Annotated in this window: 15 protein-coding genes and 3 pseudogenes; 12 read left to right on the top strand and 6 right to left on the bottom strand. The window is 69.1% G+C overall.

Annotated features, from left to right (window positions below):
• Positions 1 to 15: 15 nt before the first annotated feature.
• Together BTZ20_RS01785 and BTZ20_RS01780 are read right to left on the bottom strand one after the other, a co-directional pair.
• Positions 16 to 1,407: a lipase family protein gene (locus BTZ20_RS01785; RefSeq protein WP_077040163.1), complete on the bottom strand. Its 1,392-nt coding sequence runs from the start codon at positions 1,405 to 1,407 to the stop codon at positions 16 to 18.
• A 163-nt stretch (positions 1,408 to 1,570) separates the two neighbouring features.
• A complete protein-coding gene (locus BTZ20_RS01780; RefSeq protein ID WP_077040162.1) occupies positions 1,571 to 2,227 on the bottom strand; it encodes a TetR family transcriptional regulator in 657 nt (218 codons plus the stop codon).
• Positions 2,228 to 2,485: 258 nt separating this feature from the next.
• Here BTZ20_RS01780 and BTZ20_RS01775 point away from each other — a divergent pair, with 258 nt between their 5' ends.
• From BTZ20_RS01775 to BTZ20_RS27545, 3 genes and pseudogenes are all read left to right on the top strand, one after another.
• Positions 2,486 to 3,988, top strand: coding sequence for an aldehyde dehydrogenase family protein (locus BTZ20_RS01775; protein ID WP_077043397.1), 1,503 nt, complete (start codon positions 2,486 to 2,488; stop codon positions 3,986 to 3,988).
• Between the two features lie 25 nt (positions 3,989 to 4,013).
• Positions 4,014 to 5,560 (top strand): annotated as a pseudogene (locus BTZ20_RS01770) (APC family permease).
• The gene (locus BTZ20_RS27545) at positions 5,557 to 8,982 is read left to right on the top strand and encodes a GMC oxidoreductase (protein WP_223263570.1); all 3,426 of its coding nucleotides are present in this window, start codon (positions 5,557 to 5,559) and stop codon (positions 8,980 to 8,982) included. The pseudogene BTZ20_RS01770 and the gene BTZ20_RS27545 overlap by 4 nt, the downstream one beginning before the upstream one ends.
• An 8-nt stretch (positions 8,983 to 8,990) precedes the next feature.
• Here the strand turns inward: BTZ20_RS27545 and BTZ20_RS01735 are convergent, their stop codons facing one another.
• The gene (locus BTZ20_RS01735; protein WP_077040161.1) at positions 8,991 to 9,830 is read right to left on the bottom strand and encodes an alpha/beta hydrolase; all 840 of its coding nucleotides are present in this window, start codon (positions 9,828 to 9,830) and stop codon (positions 8,991 to 8,993) included.
• A gap of 71 nt (positions 9,831 to 9,901) precedes the next feature.
• On the opposite strand from BTZ20_RS01735, the gene BTZ20_RS01730 reads away from it, so the two are divergent.
• Positions 9,902 to 10,840: a DUF5996 family protein gene (locus BTZ20_RS01730; RefSeq protein WP_077040160.1), complete on the top strand. Its 939-nt coding sequence runs from the start codon at positions 9,902 to 9,904 to the stop codon at positions 10,838 to 10,840.
• Positions 10,841 to 10,865: 25 nt separating this feature from the next.
• Positions 10,866 to 11,726, top strand: coding sequence for a DUF6929 family protein (locus tag BTZ20_RS01725; protein WP_077040159.1), 861 nt, complete (start codon positions 10,866 to 10,868; stop codon positions 11,724 to 11,726).
• 26 nt (positions 11,727 to 11,752) lie between these two features.
• Here the strand turns inward: BTZ20_RS01725 and BTZ20_RS01720 are convergent, their stop codons facing one another.
• Both BTZ20_RS01720 and BTZ20_RS01715 read right to left on the bottom strand, forming a co-directional pair.
• Positions 11,753 to 13,090, bottom strand: coding sequence for a YhgE/Pip domain-containing protein (locus BTZ20_RS01720; protein WP_145982161.1), 1,338 nt, complete (start codon positions 13,088 to 13,090; stop codon positions 11,753 to 11,755).
• Positions 13,091 to 13,166: 76 nt separating this feature from the next.
• The gene (locus BTZ20_RS01715; RefSeq protein ID WP_262982534.1) at positions 13,167 to 13,712 is read right to left on the bottom strand and encodes an SIMPL domain-containing protein; all 546 of its coding nucleotides are present in this window, start codon (positions 13,710 to 13,712) and stop codon (positions 13,167 to 13,169) included.
• Between the two features lie 254 nt (positions 13,713 to 13,966).
• On the opposite strand from BTZ20_RS01715, the gene BTZ20_RS01710 reads away from it, so the two are divergent.
• From BTZ20_RS01710 to BTZ20_RS26050, 7 genes and pseudogenes are all read left to right on the top strand, one after another.
• Positions 13,967 to 14,803, top strand: a complete 837-nt coding sequence (locus BTZ20_RS01710) for an alpha/beta fold hydrolase (protein WP_223263569.1) — start codon at positions 13,967 to 13,969, stop codon at positions 14,801 to 14,803.
• On the top strand, positions 14,779 to 15,171 hold the full coding sequence (locus tag BTZ20_RS01705) for a Zn-ribbon domain-containing OB-fold protein (RefSeq protein ID WP_317616069.1): 393 nt from the start codon (positions 14,779 to 14,781) through the stop codon (positions 15,169 to 15,171). Before BTZ20_RS01710 ends, BTZ20_RS01705 begins: the two co-directional genes overlap by 25 nt.
• A 106-nt stretch (positions 15,172 to 15,277) precedes the next feature.
• A pseudogene (locus BTZ20_RS01700) lies at positions 15,278 to 16,241 on the top strand (pirin family protein).
• Between the two features lie 2 nt (positions 16,242 to 16,243).
• Complete coding sequence (locus tag BTZ20_RS01695) at positions 16,244 to 16,990, top strand: pirin family protein (protein WP_077040157.1); 747 nt, start codon at positions 16,244 to 16,246, stop codon at positions 16,988 to 16,990.
• A gap of 194 nt (positions 16,991 to 17,184) precedes the next feature.
• Positions 17,185 to 17,957, top strand: a pseudogene (locus BTZ20_RS01690) (pirin family protein).
• Between the two features lie 72 nt (positions 17,958 to 18,029).
• Positions 18,030 to 18,935, top strand: a complete 906-nt coding sequence (locus BTZ20_RS01685) for a PaaI family thioesterase (protein WP_077040156.1) — start codon at positions 18,030 to 18,032, stop codon at positions 18,933 to 18,935.
• Between the two features lie 391 nt (positions 18,936 to 19,326).
• Positions 19,327 to 19,671, top strand: coding sequence for a DUF4190 domain-containing protein (locus BTZ20_RS26050; RefSeq protein ID WP_083742456.1), 345 nt, complete (start codon positions 19,327 to 19,329; stop codon positions 19,669 to 19,671).
• Between the two features lie 50 nt (positions 19,672 to 19,721).
• Here BTZ20_RS26050 and BTZ20_RS29355 read toward each other — a convergent pair whose 3' ends face one another.
• Positions 19,722 to 19,991 (bottom strand): hypothetical protein, encoded by a 270-nt coding sequence (locus BTZ20_RS29355; protein WP_317616068.1) that lies wholly within the window; start codon positions 19,989 to 19,991, stop codon positions 19,722 to 19,724.
• Positions 19,992 to 20,055: the final 64 nt, after the last annotated feature.

The following is a 20,055-nucleotide window of genomic DNA, read 5'->3' as shown; positions in this document are numbered from 1 at the left end:
GGCCCGTGACGAACCCTAGGCGCCGAGTGGCTTTCCGAACAGGCCTGCGACCTCCTCGCCGACGACCTGCTGCCAGACCGGCCACGTCCTCGGGTCAAGCGCGATCGATCCGACGTCGGTGGTGCTGCACCCCTTCTGGACAGGCACACCGGCGAACCGGTCCCGCAGCCAGAGGAGCGCGCTCGGCACGGCGGCCACCTCCAGGCTCAGGTGCTCGCTGAAGTGATCGCGCGTGTAGGCCACGTTCGCGGACGGGTCCTTGCAGTACGTGTCGACCAGCTTGTTCACCGGTGGAACGGGCACGAGCCAATCGGGGTTGGATTGGTAGATGTACAGGGGCATGTCGGGGACCGACCGGCCCATGGCCGTCCGTGCGAGGGCGCCCTTGACGATCGGGTTCTGCAGCGGATCCCCACCGTCGAGAAAGCCCTTGTTGTCGAGGAACGGAGCCAGGGCGGAGTTCCACACCACGCAGAGATTGTCCTTCGCGTCGAGAAGGACGCGGCCGACCGGATTGATCCGCTCCTCGATGAACGCCGCCAGCTCCGGATCCTCGCGGCTGACACCGATCACCCCCGCGAGGACGATGCCCGCCCCGGCCGCGTTGTTGGCGTTCTCGACAAGGGCGCCGAGGTCGGCGGCGACACCGCCCATGGCAACACCCACGATGTCGAGTTCCGGCGCATAGGACTTGCGCAGCTCCGCCGCATGGCCTGTGGGCATCGATCCACCGGAGTAGCCGATCATCCCGACCCTCGTCGACCGGCCGTCCAGCCCCATCGGCGCGAAGTTCTCCGCCGCCCGGATCCCGTCGAGGGTGATCCGTCCGGCAACGGGTCCCGAGGCGAACGAGGAGTTCTGGCCCTGATGGTCCGGAACCGACACCGCCCAGCCCTGGGCGAGCGCGGCCTGCACCTCGAGGAACTGCGCGCCCGAGGTGGCGGCGCCCGTGAGCAGCCACGGCAGCGCACCCTGCCGCATGACATACGACGGAGCGCAGTGATTCCCCAGCGAATCCTCTGCCATCTGGAAGGACAGCAGGGGTCTCGGCGTTCCATCCTGGACGTCGCCGCGGGGCTTGATGACCGTCGTCACCGCGGGGATCGGCTCGCCGCGGCCGTTGTTCGAGCGGTAGGAGAGCTGCCAGGCATCGACGTTGGTCGGAATGACGTTGAGGGTCGCCAGGTCGACCCGTCGCGCTGCGATGATCTCGCCGGGCGCCTTCGAGGCCACGATCTCCGTGGGTGGGAGGTAGAACTCCCTGTCGACGTCGGGGAGCTTCGGTGGCTCCGCCTGCTGCACCTCCACCTGCGGCGATCCCGCCCCTCCTGCAGGTGCGGGCGCGGCAAACGCGGGCACGGACAGGGCGAACTGCCCCGCCACCGCGGCCGCGGCCATCAGGCACATCCGGCGCCGTCGGCCCCCTCGATCGATCAGTCCTCGCCCTGCCATATCGGTGTCCTCCCCTGTCCCGCGAGCAGATCACGGAAATTTAGATACTCGTGTCTAACTTTGCTCGCACGACTGTAGGGGGTTGTGTCGTGGATAACAATGGGGCGCCTCGAGCCACTCAGGTCTCGGCGGAATCCTCGGATGCGCCGCTCACCAACGCGTTGAGGAGGGTGGTCATCACGTCGATCAGGCCGGCGACGGGCGGCCGGGGATCCGTGGTGCTCCACTGATGTACCAACGCGGTCAACGCGCCGATGAAGGCCGTCGAGGCCATCGCGTACCCGCCGGGCGGGACGAACCCGGCGCCTGCGACACCCCTGAGGGTCGACTCGAAGAAGCCGCGCCACACCGCGCGCTGATCGAGCCGGTGCTGCTCGACCCGGGGGCTGACGCCGACGATGTCGACGTAGGAGATCTGCGCTCGGCGCAGGTCCTGGCCGATCGATTCCACGAAGGCAGCCATCGCTGCGGCCGCGTGTTCGCGCACGTCCTCAGAGTCCACCTCCGCGAGCGCGGCGACCATGGCGTCCCTGGCATCGGACTGGATCTGGTCGTAGAGCGCGAGGAGAAGATCCTCGCGGCTGGCGAACTCGGCATAGAACTGGCTTCGGGCGAGCCCCGCGGCCGCACAGATGTCGGCGACCGAGCTTCGCGCATAACCCTTCTCGGTGAAGACGGTGAGGGCGGCACCGAGGAACTGCGACCGCCGTTCCGCCTTGCGGGCCGTCACTGGCCGTCCGCCGTAGTGTCGCTCCACCTCACTCACCGTTTCCACCCCACCAGACTAGGACCGAAGGCGCCGGCCCCGATTCCCGAGCTACGCCGGACCGGTGCCGAGCATCGACGACACCGCCGACAACAACTTTGCCCGAGTGAGGGTTCGAAAGAAATCCCGGTGAACTCGGCCCACACCGCCTCCACCGGCCTACGGTAGAAGGGCGTGCTTGTCCCGGCAGAGCGTCACATCGATGAGTTCCAAGACCGGTTGCTCCGCAACCGGGAGAGGAAGCGAGGCCCGGAGTTGAGCGTGAAGGTGCAGGACGAATCGATCGGCGACCTGTTCGATACGGGCCTGTTCATCGACGGGACCTGGGTCCGCTCCAGTTCGGGCGACACCCGCGATTGCCTCAATCCGGCCGACGGTTCGGTGGTCGCCACGGTCGACGAGGCCGCCCCGGACGACGCCACCCGCGCCATCGCGGCGGCGCGCGCAGCCTTCGACGAGGGAACCTGGCCCCGGACGCCCGTCGCGGAGCGCACCGCGTTGCTCGCCACCATCGCCGACCTGCTCGAGCGCGACAAGGAGAAGTTGGCACGGATCGAAACCCTCGACACCGGGAAGACCCTGGCGGAGAGCAGGATCGACATCGACGATGTCGTGTCGGTCTGCCGGTACTACGCGCGACTCGCCGCGATCGAGTCGGATCGGTTGGTGGATGTCGGTCGGCCCGACGTGATCAGCCGGGTGGTGCACGAGCCGATCGGCGTCTGCGTCTTGATCGCGCCCTGGAATTACCCGCTGCTACAGATCTCGTGGAAGATCGCGCCCGCACTGGCCGCCGGCTGCACGATGGTCGTCAAGCCGAGCGAGGTCACCCCGCTCAGCACCATCGCCTTCGTCAAGCTCATCGAGGAGGCAGGGGTGCCAAGGGGCGTGGTGAACCTGGTGCAGGGCAGCGGCGCTGTCCTCGGCAGCGCGCTGACCGACACCCCGGACGTCGATTTCATCTCGTTCACTGGCGGACTGGTCACGGGACGGATCATTCTCGAGACAGCCGCCAAGCATGTCACCAAGGTCGCGGTGGAGCTCGGCGGGAAGAACCCACACATCGTCTTCGCCGACGCCGACGGTGACGACTCCGTCGACCAGGTGCTCACCGGGGTCTTCCTCCACTCCGGGCAGGTCTGCTCCGCGGGTACCCGCCTCATCGTCGAGGACTCGATTGCCGACCGCTTCGTAGCCGCTCTCGCCGCGCGAGCCGAGAAGATCCGGATGGGTGACGGCCTCGATCCCGCCAGCCGAACCGGGCCGCTGGTGTCCATGGCGCATCGGGAGAAGATCGAACGCTATGTGGCCCTTGGCGTCTCCGAAGGCGCCGAACTGGTGACCGGCGGATCCCGCCCTTCGGACCCGGACCTGGAACGGGGCAGCTTCTACCTGCCCACCATCTTCGACCGCTGCAACCGGAACATGCGCATCGTGCGGGAGGAGACCTTCGGCCCCATCCTCACCGTCGAGCGGTTCACCACGGAGGAGGAGGCCCTCCGGCTCGGCAACGACACCGAGTACGGACTGGCCGCGGGTGTCCGGACCGCCGACAGTGCACGGGGCGAACGCATGGTTCGCGGTCTGCGCCACGGCACGGTGTGGCTCAACGACTTCGGCTACTACACCGCCGCCGCCGAATGGGGCGGCTTCAAGAGATCGGGAAACGGGCGCGAACTGGGCCCCGCCGGCCTGTCCGAGTACCAGGAGATCAAGCACATCTGGCACAACACCGCGCCGACTGCGGCGGGTTGGTTCGACAACGACTGACCGAACCCGGGGAGGGCGCACGGACATGACCACTCAGCGCGACATCGCGGTTGGAGACAGCGGACTCGGCGATTTCGGTTACAAGGAGTCCCTGGACCGGAGCCTCGGCAAGTTCGCCAGCTTCGCCGCCGGGGTCAGCTACATCTCCATCCTCACCGGCACCTTCCAACTGTTCTATTTCGGGTTCGGAAATGCGGGACCCGCGTATCTGTGGTCGTGGCCGATGGTCTTCATCGGCCAGCTGGCCGTCGCGCTGTGCTTCATGGAACTGGCGGCCAAGTACCCGGTGGCGGGTTCGGTGTACAACTGGGCGAAGATCCTGGGCAGCCGGATCGTGGGATGGACGTCCGGCTGGCTGATGCTCACCGCCTCGATCGTGACGCTCTCGGCCGTGGTCCTCGCGTTGCAGCTCAACCTGCCGAGAATATGGAGCGGCTTCCAGATCGTCGGCGACGGCACCGGCGAGTACGACTTCGCCACGAACGCGGTCATTCTCGGCACCGTCATGATCGCGTTCACCACCTTCGTCAACGCCTACGGCGTCAGGTTGATGGCGAGGATCAACAGCGCGGGCGTCTTCATCGAGCTGATCGCCGCCGTCCTCATCGCCGTGATCCTGGCGGCGAACATCACCAGGGCCCTGAGGTGTTCTTCTCCACCCACGGATACGGCGCGGGCGAGAGCGGCGGCTATCTCGGGGCCTTCCTCGTCGCCTCCCTGGCCTCCGGCTACGTGATGTACGGCTTCGACACCGCCAGTTCCCTTGGCGAGGAGACCGTCGAACCGCGCCGGACCGCGCCCAAGGCGATCTTCCGCGCGATCCTGGCTTCGTTCGTGATCGGTGGAGCGATCCTGGTCTTCGCCGTCATGGCGGCGCCCGATCTCGACGATCCGCTGCTCGGCAGCCCCGAGGGCAGCCTCCAGTACATCGTCGAGCAGGTGATGTGGGGTCCGCTGGGCACGATATTCCTCATCTGCATCGTGATCGCGATAACCGTGTGCTCCCTCGCCGTGCACGCCGCCGCGATCCGTCTGACATTCGCCATGGCCCGCGACAACGCGCTGCCGTTCGGGGAGAAGCTGGCCCGGGTGCATCCCAAGCACCAGACGCCCGTGGTCCCCGCGATCGCGATCGGCGTCCTCGCGGCCCTGATCCTCGTGGTGAACATCGGCCAGCCGCAGATCTTCACCGTGCTGACCTCGATCGCCATCATCATGATCTATCTCGCGTATCTCATGGTCACCGGACCGCTGCTGAAGAAGCGACTGAAGGGCGAATGGCCGCCACCCGATCTGAAGGAGGGCGGCTACTTCACCATGGGCAGGTGGGGCCTGCCCGTGAACATCCTCGCCGTGGTCTGGGGCGTGGGGATGGCACTGAACCTGGCCTGGCCGCGCCCCGAGGTGTACGGGACGCCCTGGTACAACACCTGGGGCGCCTTCGTCTACATCGGCGCGATCCTGTGCCTCGGCCTGCTCTGGTACGGCATGAAGGGACGGCACCACCTCGGCACCCTGGCCTCGCACGCGGCCACCTCGCGCACCGCGGCACCGGAGGGCGAACCAACGTGACAGACACCGTCTTCGACTATGTGATCGCGGGTGGAGGCACCGCGGGATGCGTGCTCGCCGCCAGGCTCAGCGAGGATCCGTCCGTGACGGTCTGCCTTCTCGAGGCCGGCCCGTCGGACGTGAACGACCGCAACATCCTCGAGCTCTCGCAATGGATGCATCTCCTCGACTCCGGGTACGACTGGGACTACCCGGTCGAGCCGCAGGAGAAGGGCAACAGCTTCATGCGGCACGCAAGGGCCCGTGTCCTCGGCGGGTGCTCGTCACACAATTCGTGCATCGCGTTCTGGCCGCCGGCGGAGGGCCTCGACGAGTGGGAGGCGATGGGCGCCACCGGATGGGGCGCCGAGGGCACATTGCCGTTCGTGGCCCGGGTGGAGAACAGCGATGTCCCCGGCGGGCAACACGGTCACAGCGGCCCGGTACGGCTACGCGATGTCCCGCCGAACGATCCGTGCGGCGCCGCCGTGCTGGAGTCGGCAGCCAAGGCCGGACTGCCCACTGTCCAATTCAACAGGGGCGCAACGGTACTCAACGGTGCGGGCTGGTTCCAGATCAACGCAGGCGAGAACGGCAATCGCATGTCGAGCTCGCATGCCTATCTCCATCCCATCCTGGGGACGCGGAACAATCTCGAGGTCAGAACCAACTGCTGGGTCAGCGAACTACTGATCGACGACAGTCTGACAGCCACCGGGGTGCGGTACCAACGTCCGGATCTCACGGGCTATGACACCGCCACCGCCCGCCGCGAGGTGATCGTCACTGCCGGTGCGATCGATACGCCGAAGCTGTTGATGCTCTCGGGAATCGGGCCCTCCGTGCATTTGCGCGAGATCGGGATCGACGTGCGGGTCGACTCGCCAGGGGTTGGCGGCAACCTCGATGACCACGTCGAGGGTCTGGTGTTCTGGGAGGCGTCGAGGCCCATGGTGACGACCTCGTCGCAGTGGTGGGAGATCGGCCTCTTCGCCACAACGGCCCCGGGGCTGACGCAGCCGGACCTGATGATGCACTACGGCAGCGTGCCCTTCGACATGAACACGCTGAGGTGGGGATATCCCACCACCGACAACGGATTCTGTCTCACGCCGAACGTGACGCAAGGACGATCACGCGGGACGGTGCGGCTCCGTTCACGCGACTTCCGGGACCGGCCGAAGGTGGATCCGCGATACTTCACCGATCCCGAGGGCCACGACGAGACCGTGATGCTGGCGGGTATTCGACTGGCGCGCAAGATCGCCGAGCAAGATCCCCTGCAAAGCTGGGTGGCACGGGAACTGGCGCCCGGGCCTGCGGCGGTGAGCGACGAGGAACTGCTCGACTACGTCCACAAGACGCACAACACCGTCTACCACCCCGCGGGAACCGCACGAATGGGGTCGTTCGAGGACCCGCTCGCCGTGCTGGATCCGCAGCTGCGGGTGAAAGGCATACAGCGCCTGCGGGTGGTGGACGCGTCGGCGATGCCGAAACTGCCTGCCGTCAACCCGAACATCACGGTCATGACCATGGCGGAGAAGTGCGCGGATCTCATCCGCAACCCCCAGGATGACAACGTGGACCTCGAGCTCGACACCGCGACCTTCCTCTCGAAGCACCCACCGTTCCAATACCTGACGCCGGGTGAGCTCACCGAGTTGGCAGGCGCGGCGGTCACGGATGAATACCAAACGGGTGCAGTGATTCTGGACTCCACGCAGCGGCCTGCCGATGTGATCTGGGTGGTGCGGAGCGGACAGGTCACGCTCCTGCACCCGCACGACGACGGGATCACCGGTGTCCCCATTGACACCGTCTATCCGGGTGGCGTGTTCGGCTACTCGGCGCTGTTGACCGGCTCCGACCTGGGCTTCACCGCCAGGGCGAGCCAACCCACCACGGTGTACCGCCTGCCAGGGGAACTCGTGCGGCCGCTGTTCGCCAGGCCGGCCGGCCTGGCCTTCCTCGCGGAGGCTGCGGCGAAGGCCACCGGCGCAACTCCCGTACCGGTCGAACAGATCCCGTCCCGACGCGCCGTGGGCGATCTGGTGCGAGGCGAACCGGTCCTCACCACGCCGGGGACCTCCGTGCGCGACGCTGTCCGGCAGATGAGCGAACGCCGCAGCTCCTACATTCTGATCCCGTTGCCGGGTGGCGACCTCGGGATCTTCACGGACCGGGACCTGAGGACCAGGGTGGTGGCCGCCGGGGTGGACCTGAGCACCCCGGTGGCGGCGGTGATGAGTACGCCTGCCCAGACCGTCACGGAGGACAGGTTGGCCGCCACCGTGTTGATGGACATGCTCGAGAGCGGCCTACGGCACATGCCGGTACTCACGATCCGTGGCGCGGTGCTGGGTGTCCTCGAGGAGGCGGACCTGCTCGCCGCGGCCACCCGCAAGAGTTTTGTGCTGCGCAGATCGATCGCGCTGTCGCCGAGCCCCGCTGCGCTACAGGAAGTCTGCTCTGGGATCCCCGATCTGGTGGTGGACCTGTTCCGCGGCGGCACCGAGGCATCGGCGACCAGCGGGATCCTCTCGGTGGTCATCGACAGCGTCGTTCGGCGCGCTGTGGAGTTCGCGTTGACGGACGACGAGGACCTGCCGCGGACGGGATTCGCCTGGCTCTCGCTCGGCAGCATCGCGCGCCGCGAGGCGATGCCCTCATCCGATATCGAGAGCGCACTGTCCTGGGTGCCCGAGTTGTCTCCCGAGTCGGGACGTCTCATGAGGATGGCGGCGACCGTGCATGTCACCCTCGACGACTGTGGGCTTCCCGCCGACGCGAACGGTGCGGTCGCGAGCACACCGAGGTTCGCGCGGTCGGTCTCCGGATGGCGCCGCACCGCGGCACGTTGGTTGGACGATCCGCTGCAGGACCGCGGGCTCGTCATGTCGTCGCTGCTCCTGGACGGGCGTGTGGTGTGGGGTGAGCGGTCGCTGCACACCATCCCGACCGCCTACCGGAACATGCGGGCCGACCATCCCGATGCCCTGCGACTGCAGCTGCGTGATGCGTTGGCCGGGCGCGCGCGCACCCGCTCGCTGCGGGACGTGCTCTCGCGACGCGGGGGCACCTTCGACCTCAAGACGCACGCACTGACACCGATCGTCAACCTCGCCCGGTGGGGTGGCATGACGGTGGGGGCCACCGCCGCCTCGACGCCGGGTCGCTTGCGGGCCGCGGCGGGGAACGGCCTACTCACAGAACGGGATACGACGATCCTCACCGAGGTGTTCACACTGCTCCAGCGGCTGCGGTTGACCCACCAGGTGGATCAGATCACCGCGGGTCTCGCCCCCGGCGACATCGTCACCATGCCGGAGCTGTCGCCCCTGAACCGGAGCCTGCTGGGCGACGGCGTACGCGAGATCGCGGCCGTGCAGCGGAGGGTGGGGTACCTGGCATCCGACTCCGGGGTGCCCCTGCGCCGGTGACCACGGCCTCATCCCTTGAGGCGCGACTCCAGCCACTCGACCACGTCGTCGAGCACCTGCTCACGCTCCGGCTCGTTGAACACCTCGTGGAACAGGCCGTCGTACTCGGTGTACGTCAGATCCGGGGAGCCCACGATGTCGGCGATCATCCGGCTGCCGTTCACGTTCGCCAGCCCGTCCTCGCTGCCGTGTAGCAGCAGCAACGGAACCTGCAGTGTCGGCAGCCTGTTGGGCAGCGACTCGGCGTTGACGATCATCCCGCGGGCGATACCGGCGGGAACCCTGCCGTGGTGCACCAGCGGGTCGGAGTTGTATGCGGCAACCACAGCCGGGTCGCGGGAGACGAGATTTGCGTCCAGCGACTCGACGGGCACCCGGGGCGCGAACCGGCCGAGGACCTTACCGACCTCGACCACCACTCGGGGCACCCCGGTCGTCACGTCCACCGCAGGGGCGGACAGGATCAGCCCGGCCAGGTCGCCAGGGTGATCGAGCGCGTAGGACAGCGACATCGCGCCACCCATGCTGTGGCCGAGCAGGTACCGATCGAGCCCGGGATGCTCGGCGGCGGCGATCCCGAAGAGCCGCCGCAGGTCGTCGGTGAAGTCCGACCAGTCCTTGAGCTCGACGCGCTTGCCGCCCGAGCGACCGTGGCCGCGATGGTCGGGTGCGTACACCACGAGGCCAAGGCCTAGGAGGCGTTCGACGACATGGTCGTAGCGGCGGGCGTGCTCACCGAAGCCGTGCGCGAGAACCAGGACCGCGCGCGGTTCGCCGTCCGGCGTCCAGACGTCGTAGTCGATCCGGGTGCCGTATTTGCCGGTGAACGAGGACTCTGTGTGTGCCACGTTTCCGAGTCTAGGTGGCAGACTCGGATGGGCATCGACGATTCCGGGGAGCATTCACCGAGGGAGCCACGATGACCGAGACGACGGCGACCGACGCGTGGCCCGCGCTGCGCCTCGACGACTGGACCGATACCCGCGACACCCTGCACATGTGGATGCAGATCGTCGGGAAGATCCGGCTACAGCACGCGCCGCTGCTCAACCACTGGTGGCAGGTGACGCTGTACGTCACCGCCAGGGGGCTGACCACCTCGGCAATCCCGTGCGGCTCCCGGCTCCTCGAGATCGAGTTCGACTTCTGCGACCACGAGCTGCGCATGCGCACCAGTGACGGTGGCGCGCGCCGGATCGCCCTCGAGCCGAAGTCGGTTGCCGAGTTCTACGCCCAGACCGTGGCGGCGCTCGGCGAACTGGGCGTCGAGGTGCGGATCCAGGCCGCCCCCAACGAGGTCGTGACGGCGATCCCCTTCGCGGAGGACGAGGTCCACGCCTCGTACGACGCCGCGGCCGCGAACCTGTTCTGGCGTCAGCTGGTCCAGGCCGACCGGGTGCTGGCCCGGTTCCGCTCGCACTTCGTCGGCAAGTGCTCGCCGGTACATTTCTTCTGGGGCGCGATGGATCTGGCCTGTACCCGGTTCTCCGGGCGCGGCGCGCCCGTCCACCCCGGCGGTGCCCCGAACTGCGCGGACTGGGTGATGGTCGAGGGCTATTCCCGCGAGCTGAGCAGCTGCGGGTTCTGGCCCGGCGGCGGCGAGGAGGGCGGCTTCTACTCCTACGCCTACCCGGCACCGGACGGTTTCGCCGACCATCCGATCGGGCCCGCTCAGGCGCACTACAGCGCCGAGCTGGGCGAGTTCGTGCTGCCGTACGAGGCCGTGCGCACCGCCGCCGACCCGGACGCCGCGCTGATGGAGTTCCTGCAGAGCACCTACGAGGCCGCCGCGTCGCTCGGTGACTGGGACCGGTCCGCGCTCGAATCCGACCCGGCCCGCTGGGATCGGAACGCCTGAACCGCGCTCCCCTATTGTTTTGACGGTGCGATCGGAACTCAGCGCCCGCCTCGTCGCGGCACATCCCCTGCCCGGTGTGCGCGCGGGCTCGGCGCTGGTGCGTGTCGGCGACCGCCTGCTGGCGGTTCAGGACGACGCCTTCTGTGCCGCCTGGATCGACCTGCCAGGACTCGGTGTCACCCAGCTGCCACTCAGTGGCGACGGCGCGGCGCTCGCCAAGAAGGACAAGCCCGATTTCGAGTCGGCGCTGCGCGCCCCGGACGGCAGCATCCACCTGCTGGGCTCCGGATCACTGGAGAACCGCTGCACGCTCGCGCGCGTCGACCCCGACGACGGCTCCGTCACCCTGCACGAGTTCCCGGCCATCTATGACAGCGTCCGGCTCGCGCTCGGTCTCGCCGATCGGCCCAACATCGAGGGGGCCGCGGTAGACGGATCGCGGCTGCGGCTGTTCCATCGTGGCGCCGGCCCCGCGGCGAGTGCGAGCGTGGATCTGCCGCTGGGTGTCCTCGACGGCGACCGTCCGGAGGTGCTCGGATTCACCTGGTTCGAGCTCGGCACGCTGGACGGGGTCGGCCTCGGCGTCACCGACGCGGCCGTCCTCTCCCATGACCGCACGATGTTCCTCGCCGCCGCCGAGCAGACGGACGATGCCATCGCCGACGGTCCGGTCGCGGGTGCGGCGGTCGGCCTGATCGACGGTGCGGGGGACCAACTCTCGGTGCGCTGGACCCGGCTGCTCGAATCCGACGGCAGGCCAAGCGTGCGCAAGGTGGAGGGCCTGGCCGTGGACGACGATCTGCGCGGCGGCTGGCTGATCACCGACCCGGATGATCCGACCCGGTCCGCCGAGCTGTGCCGAGTGGAGCTCGGCGGGATCGCCTGACGGTCGACGCGATCCCGCCTCCGACGTCAGGGGGTCGCCGGCGGACCCGACGGGCGCCGCCGCAGCGACCACACCAGCGCGCCCGCGAGCGCCGCGGTGGTCGCCGCGAACACGATCGCGAGGTTCCTGGCGGTGAACAGCTCGACCCCGCCGTCGGATCCGCCGGTCTGGACCACCGCGACCGGCGCGCTGAGCACGGTCGAGATCTGATCCTGCTGCTTGGCATTGCGGGCGGGAATCGCGTTGACCCCCTTCGTCAGCTGCTCCCCGATCTGCGTCGAAACGGACTTGAGCTGGCTGACGCCGGTGAGGATCTGGTCCTTGGTGGTACCAAGCAGCGCTGGCGCCTGCTCCGCGATGGGGCCGATCCCGGCCTGGAGCTGGTTACCCGCGTCGGTGAGCTGCGCGGACACGTCCTGCAGCTGGCCGAGACCGCTGCGCAGCGCGCCGCCCAGGTCGGTGTCGGGCCCGGCGTCGGCGCTCAGCAGCCCGGTGATCGCCGTGAGCTGACCGGACACCAGCGCGAGATCGGTCTTGGTCTGCTCCAGCGTCCGCACCATATCGGGCTGGAGCCCGGTGGCACGCAGGGCCGCGGCCGCGGCGTCGAGACCGCCTTGCAGCTGCTCGGTGGAGCGGGTGACGTCGCCGAGGGTGACGCCGAGCTCGGTCAGTCGGCCGGACACCTCCGTCGCGGGGCCCACCGCGCCGTCCACCATCGCCGACACCTGCCCGGCGACGTCGACGAGCTGGTTCGCGCCGTCGTTCGCCGTGGCCAGGAGCGGCAACACCTGGTCGGCCTGACCGAGCAGCTGCTGGACCTGCGCGTCCGCGGCGGTCGTCGCGGCCGTCAGTAGCTGGGACGGCAAGAGCGTCTGCTGCAACTGCGCCCGCGCCGAGGCGATCCCGGCCAGGACGTCCTTGATGCCCTGCGCCCCGGTCTGATCCGAGACGGTCGCCATCAACGCCGACATCGACTCCGTGTCCGCGGGCGAGCCGTCACCGTTGTAGTGCACCGCGAGTTCCGCCTGCCGGGGCGCATTGGTGGAGAGCGAGTTCACCGAGTCGGAGAAATCCGCAGGAATCGTGACGGAGGCCAGGTACGTGTCGGCCGACCCCTCATCGGCCGATACCGTCGCCCACTCGAAGTCACCCGATTCCTGCAGCGCCGCGATGACCTGGTCGCCCGCATTCATCGGCTTGCCGTCGACCACGGCGCCCGCGTCCTCGTTGACGATCGCGACGGTCCTCGTCGACTCCCCCTCCGGTGAGACCAGGAAATAGACCCCGACGGCGGCGGCGAGGAGCGCCGTCACCGCGGCGATCACCCACGGCCCACGCCTCGAACTCACATGTGCGGCAACCATAGGCCGGACCGTACAGGCAATCTCTGGCACCAGGGTGGCGCCAGTGTGAGAAGACTGTGAGGAAAAGGGCGCGCGCTCAGTCGATGTCGTAGACGACCGCGACCGCCACCGTCAGCTCCTGGCTGCCCGGCTCGATCGGCGTCGAGGGGGCCCGGTCGAGCGCGCCGCCGGGGTACGGGGTCGGCGCGGTGGCGGGCACCTCGGTGATCGAGCGGACCTCGCCGAGACCGACCCCGGCGGCCTCCGCGATCTGCCTCGCCTGGGCCTGCGCCTGCCGCACCGCGTCGGCCCTTGCCTGCGCGCGCAGGTCGCTGTCGTCGGCGATGGAGAAGGACGTCTGCTGGACCCGGACGGCATCGCCCGCCGCGGCCGCAGCGGCATCGATCAGCCCGCCCGCCGCGCTGACATCGTGCACGGTCGCCGTCACCTGGTTCGTCACCTGATAGCCGGTGATCGCCGAGGAGTTCGGGTCGTACGTCGGCTGCACGGACAGCCCGCTGGTCTGGATGTCCTCCGCCCGCACCCCCTTCTCCTTCAGGGTGTCGATGAGGGCGGTCGCCCTGTTCGCGTTGTCCTCGAGGGCGCCGGCCGCGTCAGGCGCCTGCGTCTGCACGCCGAGCACCACCGTCAGGGTGTCCGGCGTTCCGCTGACCTTCCCGGTGGCCTGGGTGCTGATCCCCGGGGGAGCACCGGCCCCGCCTGCGCGTCAGACCCATCTGTGCAGCCGGCGGCGAACAGTCCGACGGCGGACACCGCCAGTGCGGCGGCGGCGGTGCGTGTTCGTTTGGCGGCCACGCACCCACTATGGCCGATCACCGCGGGGAACCGTCGGGTTTCGCGTCGCCGCGCCGCGCCGTGCCCGCGAGAAACAGGTACGTGCCCCGTGTTTCCACCGTGGTCCCGCGGGCCACCCGAGAGAACAGTGTGATCCACACCACTGCCGAGCACGTCGAGGTTCCGATGACGCACCACCAGTCCCCACCCCCGCGCATCCTCCATCCCGATCCGCGCCCCGCGCTGACCTCGCTGGACTCCGAACTCGACGGGCGTTCCATCGCCTACGGCGTCGCGGGCGAGGGCCCGCCGCTGGTCTTCCTGCACGGATGGGGCTCGAGCCATCGCACGTACCAGCAGTCACTGGTGCGGCTCGCCCGCAACGGCGCGCGGGTGCTCGCGCCCTCGCTCCCGGGGTTCGGCGGGACGGCCGAGCTCCCTCGCGGCGAGCGGCATCCCGCCGGCTACGCGCGGTGGCTGGGGCGATTCATCGACTCCGCCTGCGTCACCGAACCGGTCACGCTCGTCGGGCACTCCTTCGGCGGCGGCGTCGCCATCCAGACCGCCCACGACCTCCCCGACCACGTGGCCCGGCTCGTTCTCGTCAACTCGATCGGCGGCGGCATCGGTCCTCGTGCCGCGGCTAACGGGCACCCGATCCGGGCGGTACTGCCGCACGAATGGCGCGCCACGACCGGCGGCGGCGACCAGACACGCCAACTCGACCGCCTGGCGGACCGTGGCCTCCCGGTGACGCTGCTCTGGGCTCGCGGTGATCAGGTGATCCCGAGGGCAGGCCTCGAGTCGCTGCGCACGGCGCTTCGTCGTCCGCCGGTGTTCACGGTCGCGGGCTCCCACGAATGGCCGGTCGGTGACCCGCACGGCTTCGGGCACGCCATGAGGACCGTGCTGGCGTGGCCACCGAGGGTCGCGGCATGACCGCGCAGGACACGGAGCGGGTCCACCCCTCGTCGCTGATGATCAATCGCTGCGTGCGCTGCGCAGCACTGCTCGCGCCGCTGACGGCATCCTGCCCGTCCTGCCAGGGCGCCGAACTCCGCTCGGTGCCGTCCTCCGGCGCCGGGTCGATCGTGTCGTGGAAGGTGGCCGATGATCGGCCGGACGAGGCGCGCGGGGACTCCGCACCCTCGGCCGTCGGGATCGTCGAGCTCGACGACGGCCCGCGGATCTACACGTGGATCGACGGCGAGGTCCCGGATGCAACCGACCGGGACGTCCGCGTCGAGTTCCGGCCCACAGCCGAGGACGGCCGGTTCCCGGTGTTTGCCGTCCGACAGGCCTCCTGACCGGCTCGCGCCTGCGGACGGCCGCGTCGGGAATACCTCCACCCCGCGGGTGTTGAGTCAGATGCACTAGTTGAACAATCAACTAACTGAGTCGGAGGAGCACCCCATGCCTGCCGTGACCGTCGACAACATCCTCGCCCTGCCGCGCATCACCGAGACCGCGCCGGACTCCGCGGCGCGGCCGGTGCTGGCAGTGACCACCGCCCCGTTGGCTACGAGGGCGAGGGGTTCCCTGTGCGCCGCGCGTTCGCGGGCGTCGACCTGAAGTACCTCGACCCGTTCATCCACATGGACCAGATGGGCGAGGTGAACTACGCGCCGGGCGAGCCCAAGGGCACCCCGTGGCATCCGCACCGCGGCTTCGAGACCGTCACCTACATGATCGACGGGATCATGGAACACCAGGACTCCAACGGTGGTGGCGGCACGATCGGCGGCGGCGACACCCAGTGGATGACCGCTGGTGGCGGCATCCTGCACATCGAGACCCCTCCCGAGCACCTCGTGGTCAGCGGGGGCCTGTTCCACGGCGTGCAGCTGTGGGTGAACCTGCCCCGCGACAACAAGATGGCGGCCCCCGCTACCAGGACATCACCGGCAACAAGGTCGCGCTGCTGTCCTCGCCGGACGGCGGCGCCCTGATCCGCGTCATCGCGGGCGAGGTCGACGGCCACAAGGGCCCCGGCTCCACCTACACCCCGATCAGCCTGGTGCACGCGACCATCGCACCGGGGGCCCGACTGACCCTGCCGTGGAACCCCGAGTTCAACGCGCTCGCGTACGTCCTCGCGGGCGAGGGCACGGTCGGCGCCGAGCGCAAGCCGGTCCGGATGGGCCAGACCACCGTGTTCGGGAGCGGCGACATGCTGACCGTCGGGGCCGCGGACACCCAGGACTCCCGGACCGAGTCCCTCGAGGTCTTCATCCTCGGCGGCAAGCCGATCCGCGAGCCCGTCGCGATGGCCGGGCCGTTCGTGATGAACACCAAGGCGGAGGTCATCCAGGCGTTCGAGGACTTCCAGGCCGGACGGCTGGGCTCGATCCCCGCCGCCCACGAGACGCTGGCGTAGCGATGCCGTCGATGTCGGTCCAGCGCGCGGGCGACCGCGCGCACCAGCGCTACGGCTGGCTCGAGTCGTGGCAGAGTTTCCCCTTCGCGGGCAACTTCGACCTGGCCGCGAACGCACACGGGCTACTGGTGGTCAACAACGAGGACATCGTCGATGCCGGGTCCGGATTCGACATGCACCAGCACCGGGACGCGGAGATCGTCACCTGGGTGCTCAGCGGATCCCTCGTCCACCAGGACTCCGAGGGACACTCGGGGGTGGTCCACCCCGGACTCGCGCAGCGGATGAGCGCGGGCCGCGGCATCATGCACTCCGAGCGCAACGACCGCTGGCGGGCGGACGGGACCCGGGGCACCGAGCCGGTGCACGTGGTGCAGATGTGGATCCCGCCGGACGAGTTCGGTATCGAGCCGAGCTACCAGGAACTACCGATCGACGAGGAGCTCGACAGCGGCAGGCTGGTCACGGTGGCGTCGGGCCTGCCCCGGCACCGCGATCACGCCGCGATCGGACTGAACAACCGGCACGCGGGGCTGCACGCCGCCAGATTGCAAACTGGACAGTCGGTAACAATGCCGGACGCGCCGTACGCCCACGTGTTCATTGCGCGCGGATCCGGCGAGGTCGAGGGGTTCGGACGCCTCGACCAAGGGGATTCATTGCGGCTCACCGGGATCGGTGGCCAGCAGTACACCGCGGCCGAACCCACGGAACTGCTGATCTGGGAGATGCATGCCGCACTCAGGTGAGTCCGCGACCAAGCGCGCGGATCAGGTTTGACAGCAACACTTTTCGAGGAGATCGATCATGATCGACGACCGGGTCCGCACACACCGAACCGGGTCCGTCGTGCAACGGTCCCGCATCGGAGCCGACATCTGTGCACCGAGTCCTTGACGCCCTCGTACTCTGGAAACCCGAAGCACCACAAAGGAGGACGCCCATGACGGCACCCACCACACCGCACGTCGACATCCACCGCGCGGGCGATCGGATGAAGACCCGGATCTCCTGGCTCGACTCGAAGCACTCCTTCTCGTTCGGGCAGCACTACGACCCGGACAACACCCATCACGGCGTACTGATGGTCAACAACGACGACATCGTGATGCCGGGCCAGGGCTTCGACACCCATCCACACAGGGACATGGAGATCGTCACCTGGGTGCTGAGGGGATCGCTGGTGCATCAGGACTCGATCGGACATTCCGGCGTCATCTATCCGGGCCTGGCCCAGCGGATGAGCGCCGGCACCGGCATCCTGCACTCGGAGAAGAACGACTCCTGGCGTCTGGCCGGATCCCAGCACGACGAGCACGCCGAGCCGGTTCGATTCATCCAGATGTGGGTGCTGCCCGACGAGCCGGGCATCAGCCCCGGCTACGAGCAGCTCGAGATCGACGACGAGCTGATGCGCGGCGGGCTGGTGCCGGTGGCCTCCGGCATGCCCGCACACCGGAACCAGTCGGCCATCACGATCGCGAACCGGGGCGCTGCGCTGCATGTGGCGCGCCTGCAGCCGGGCGGCTCGGTACAGCTCCCGAGGCCCCCTACCTGCATCTTTTCGTCGCACAGGGCGAAGTGTCGCTGGAGGGAGCGGGGATCCTCTCCGAGGGTGACGCGGTCCGGCTCACCGCGTCGGGCGGTCAGCGATTGTCCGCCGACGCCCCGGCCGAGGTGCTGGTCTGGGAGATGCACGGCCGCCTCGGCGGCTGATCGGCGCCGGGGCTCGACCGTTGACCGGGACCGCGCGGCCGAACGCCGCGGCCGCGGTGATAGAGAAGACGGATGACCACCACGGAGAACCAGCGCCTCGACCGGCTCAACGAGCTGATGGGCGTGCAGGCCGTCGAACTCGCCCCCGGCCTGATCCGGTTCCGACAGGAGGTCGGCCCCCGGTTCCACGACCATCGCGGTCGGACGGTCCTCGGATCGATCGGGGTGCTCGCCGACAACGTGCCGGGCCGCGCGATCGGTAACGCGGTCCCCGAGGGAACCCAGGTCGTGTTGTCGCAGGTGGTGGCCGCGCTCGCCGGCCCCCTACCCGCAACCGGCACCATCGAGGCAACGGGGAAGGCAGTCCGGATCGACACCGCGGCCGGCACCGGACTTGCCACCGGTGACATGCGCGGACCGGACGGCGAGGTGCTCGTCGCGCTGCAGACCCGCGGCATGGTGGTCACCCGGGAGGCCGCCAACGCCGAGGCGGTACTCAGGGGCGACGCCCTGCCCGTCGAGGCCGCCGAGCCGGTCGCGGATGCCGCCGAGCTCGCCGATCGCGCCGGGCTGGAGATCGTGGAGAGCATCGAGCGCGGCGCGCTGGCACGGGGCCCGCTCGCCGGGCTGCTGGGCATGGGGCTGACCGAGGTCACCCGGGGGCGGGTGGTCGGCGAGTTCGCGCCGCGGGGCTGGATGAGCAACCCGCTCGGATCCATTCAGGGCGGGGTGCTGATCTCCGCGGCCGACCTCATCACGGGCCTGGCCGCACAGACCCTCACCGCCCCCGGTCAGGGCTACGAGCCGCTCGACCTCAGGATCGACTTCGTCCGTTCCCCCGCGGCCGACGGCCCCCCGATCCGCGCCGAGGCCGAGGTGCTTCGGGCCGGGCGGCGGCTGGCCCTGATCGAGTCGCGACTCGTCGATCCCTCCGGACGCCTGCTCGCGCGGGCGGCTGCCAGCGTCCAGCTGCGCTGACCGGGGTCGCGGCAATACGGTCTATCGGACCTCCGACGCGACTAGTCTGCGGGTGACTTGGCTTTTCCGGTGCCCATGGGTGAATCCGAGGAGAGACGATGACGAATCAGCCGCCGAACGGAACTCCGCCGCCGGAAGACCAGCAGCCGCCGAACCCGCCGGCGGGAACCTCGCCGCCGGAAGGCCAGCAGCCGCCGTACCCCGGTCCGCCGCAGGGCGGTGGACCCCAGTACCCGGGCCAGCCGTCGTATCCCGGTCAGCCCTACCCCGGTCAGCCCTACCCCGGTCAGCCCTACCCAGGCCAGCCGTATGCGGCGCAGCCATACCCCAGCCGCCCGCGCAGCCTCGCAACGGCGCGGGCATCACCGCGCTCGTCCTCGGCATCTTCTCGGTGCTGACCGTGTGGACCATCATCGGCGGCATCCTGCTCGGGGCCGTCGCGATCATCGTCGGCCTGGTTGGCCGATCGCTGTACAAGAAGGGGCAGGCCACCAACGGTGGGGTGTCCCTCGCGGGCATCCTGCTCGGCCTCGCCGGGCTGATCATCTCGATCGTGCTCGTCGTGGTCGGGATCGGTCTGTTCCACAAGGTCGGCGGCCAGGACTTCGTCGACTGCCTCCGGGACGCGGGCAGCAACCGGGCCGCTCAGCAGCGGTGCGAGGACGAGTTCGAGAGCAACATCGAGGACCGGTTCTCGGTGACGTTCGAGGCCCCGCCCATGGTCCCGCCGCGCTGACCACACCCGACGCCCAGGCACCTGGCAGCCCGCTGGCAGGGTGCTCACAGCTACCCGCTCGACGATGGTGAACACCATCTACACCGAGCGGAGATCAACGTGAACGAGGACATCGAGCGCAGCCGCGCCCGCGTCAGCCGACGCCGAGCGCTGGCCCTTGGCGGGACAGTCGGACTCAGCGGGCTGATCGCGGCCTGCACGGGCAACGGCTCCGGCGGGACCGCGACGAGCGCCTCCGCACCCGCCACCGGCGCGGCGGTCGCCGCGAGCGGCGACGTGACCGCCCTGCTCGCCCGGGCCCCGCAATGCGTCATGACCACCGAAGAGACCCAGGGCCCGTATTGGTTCGACGTCGACTCGATCCGCAACGACCTGCGTGAGGAC

It is taken from the genome of Rhodococcus sp. MTM3W5.2, assembly GCF_001984015.1.
In the GTDB taxonomy this organism is placed as follows: domain Bacteria; phylum Actinomycetota; class Actinomycetes; order Mycobacteriales; family Mycobacteriaceae; genus Rhodococcus_G; species Rhodococcus_G oryzae.
The sequence above is the reverse complement of the archived record's forward strand: the minus strand, read 5'-3'. Positions and strand labels throughout refer to the sequence as shown.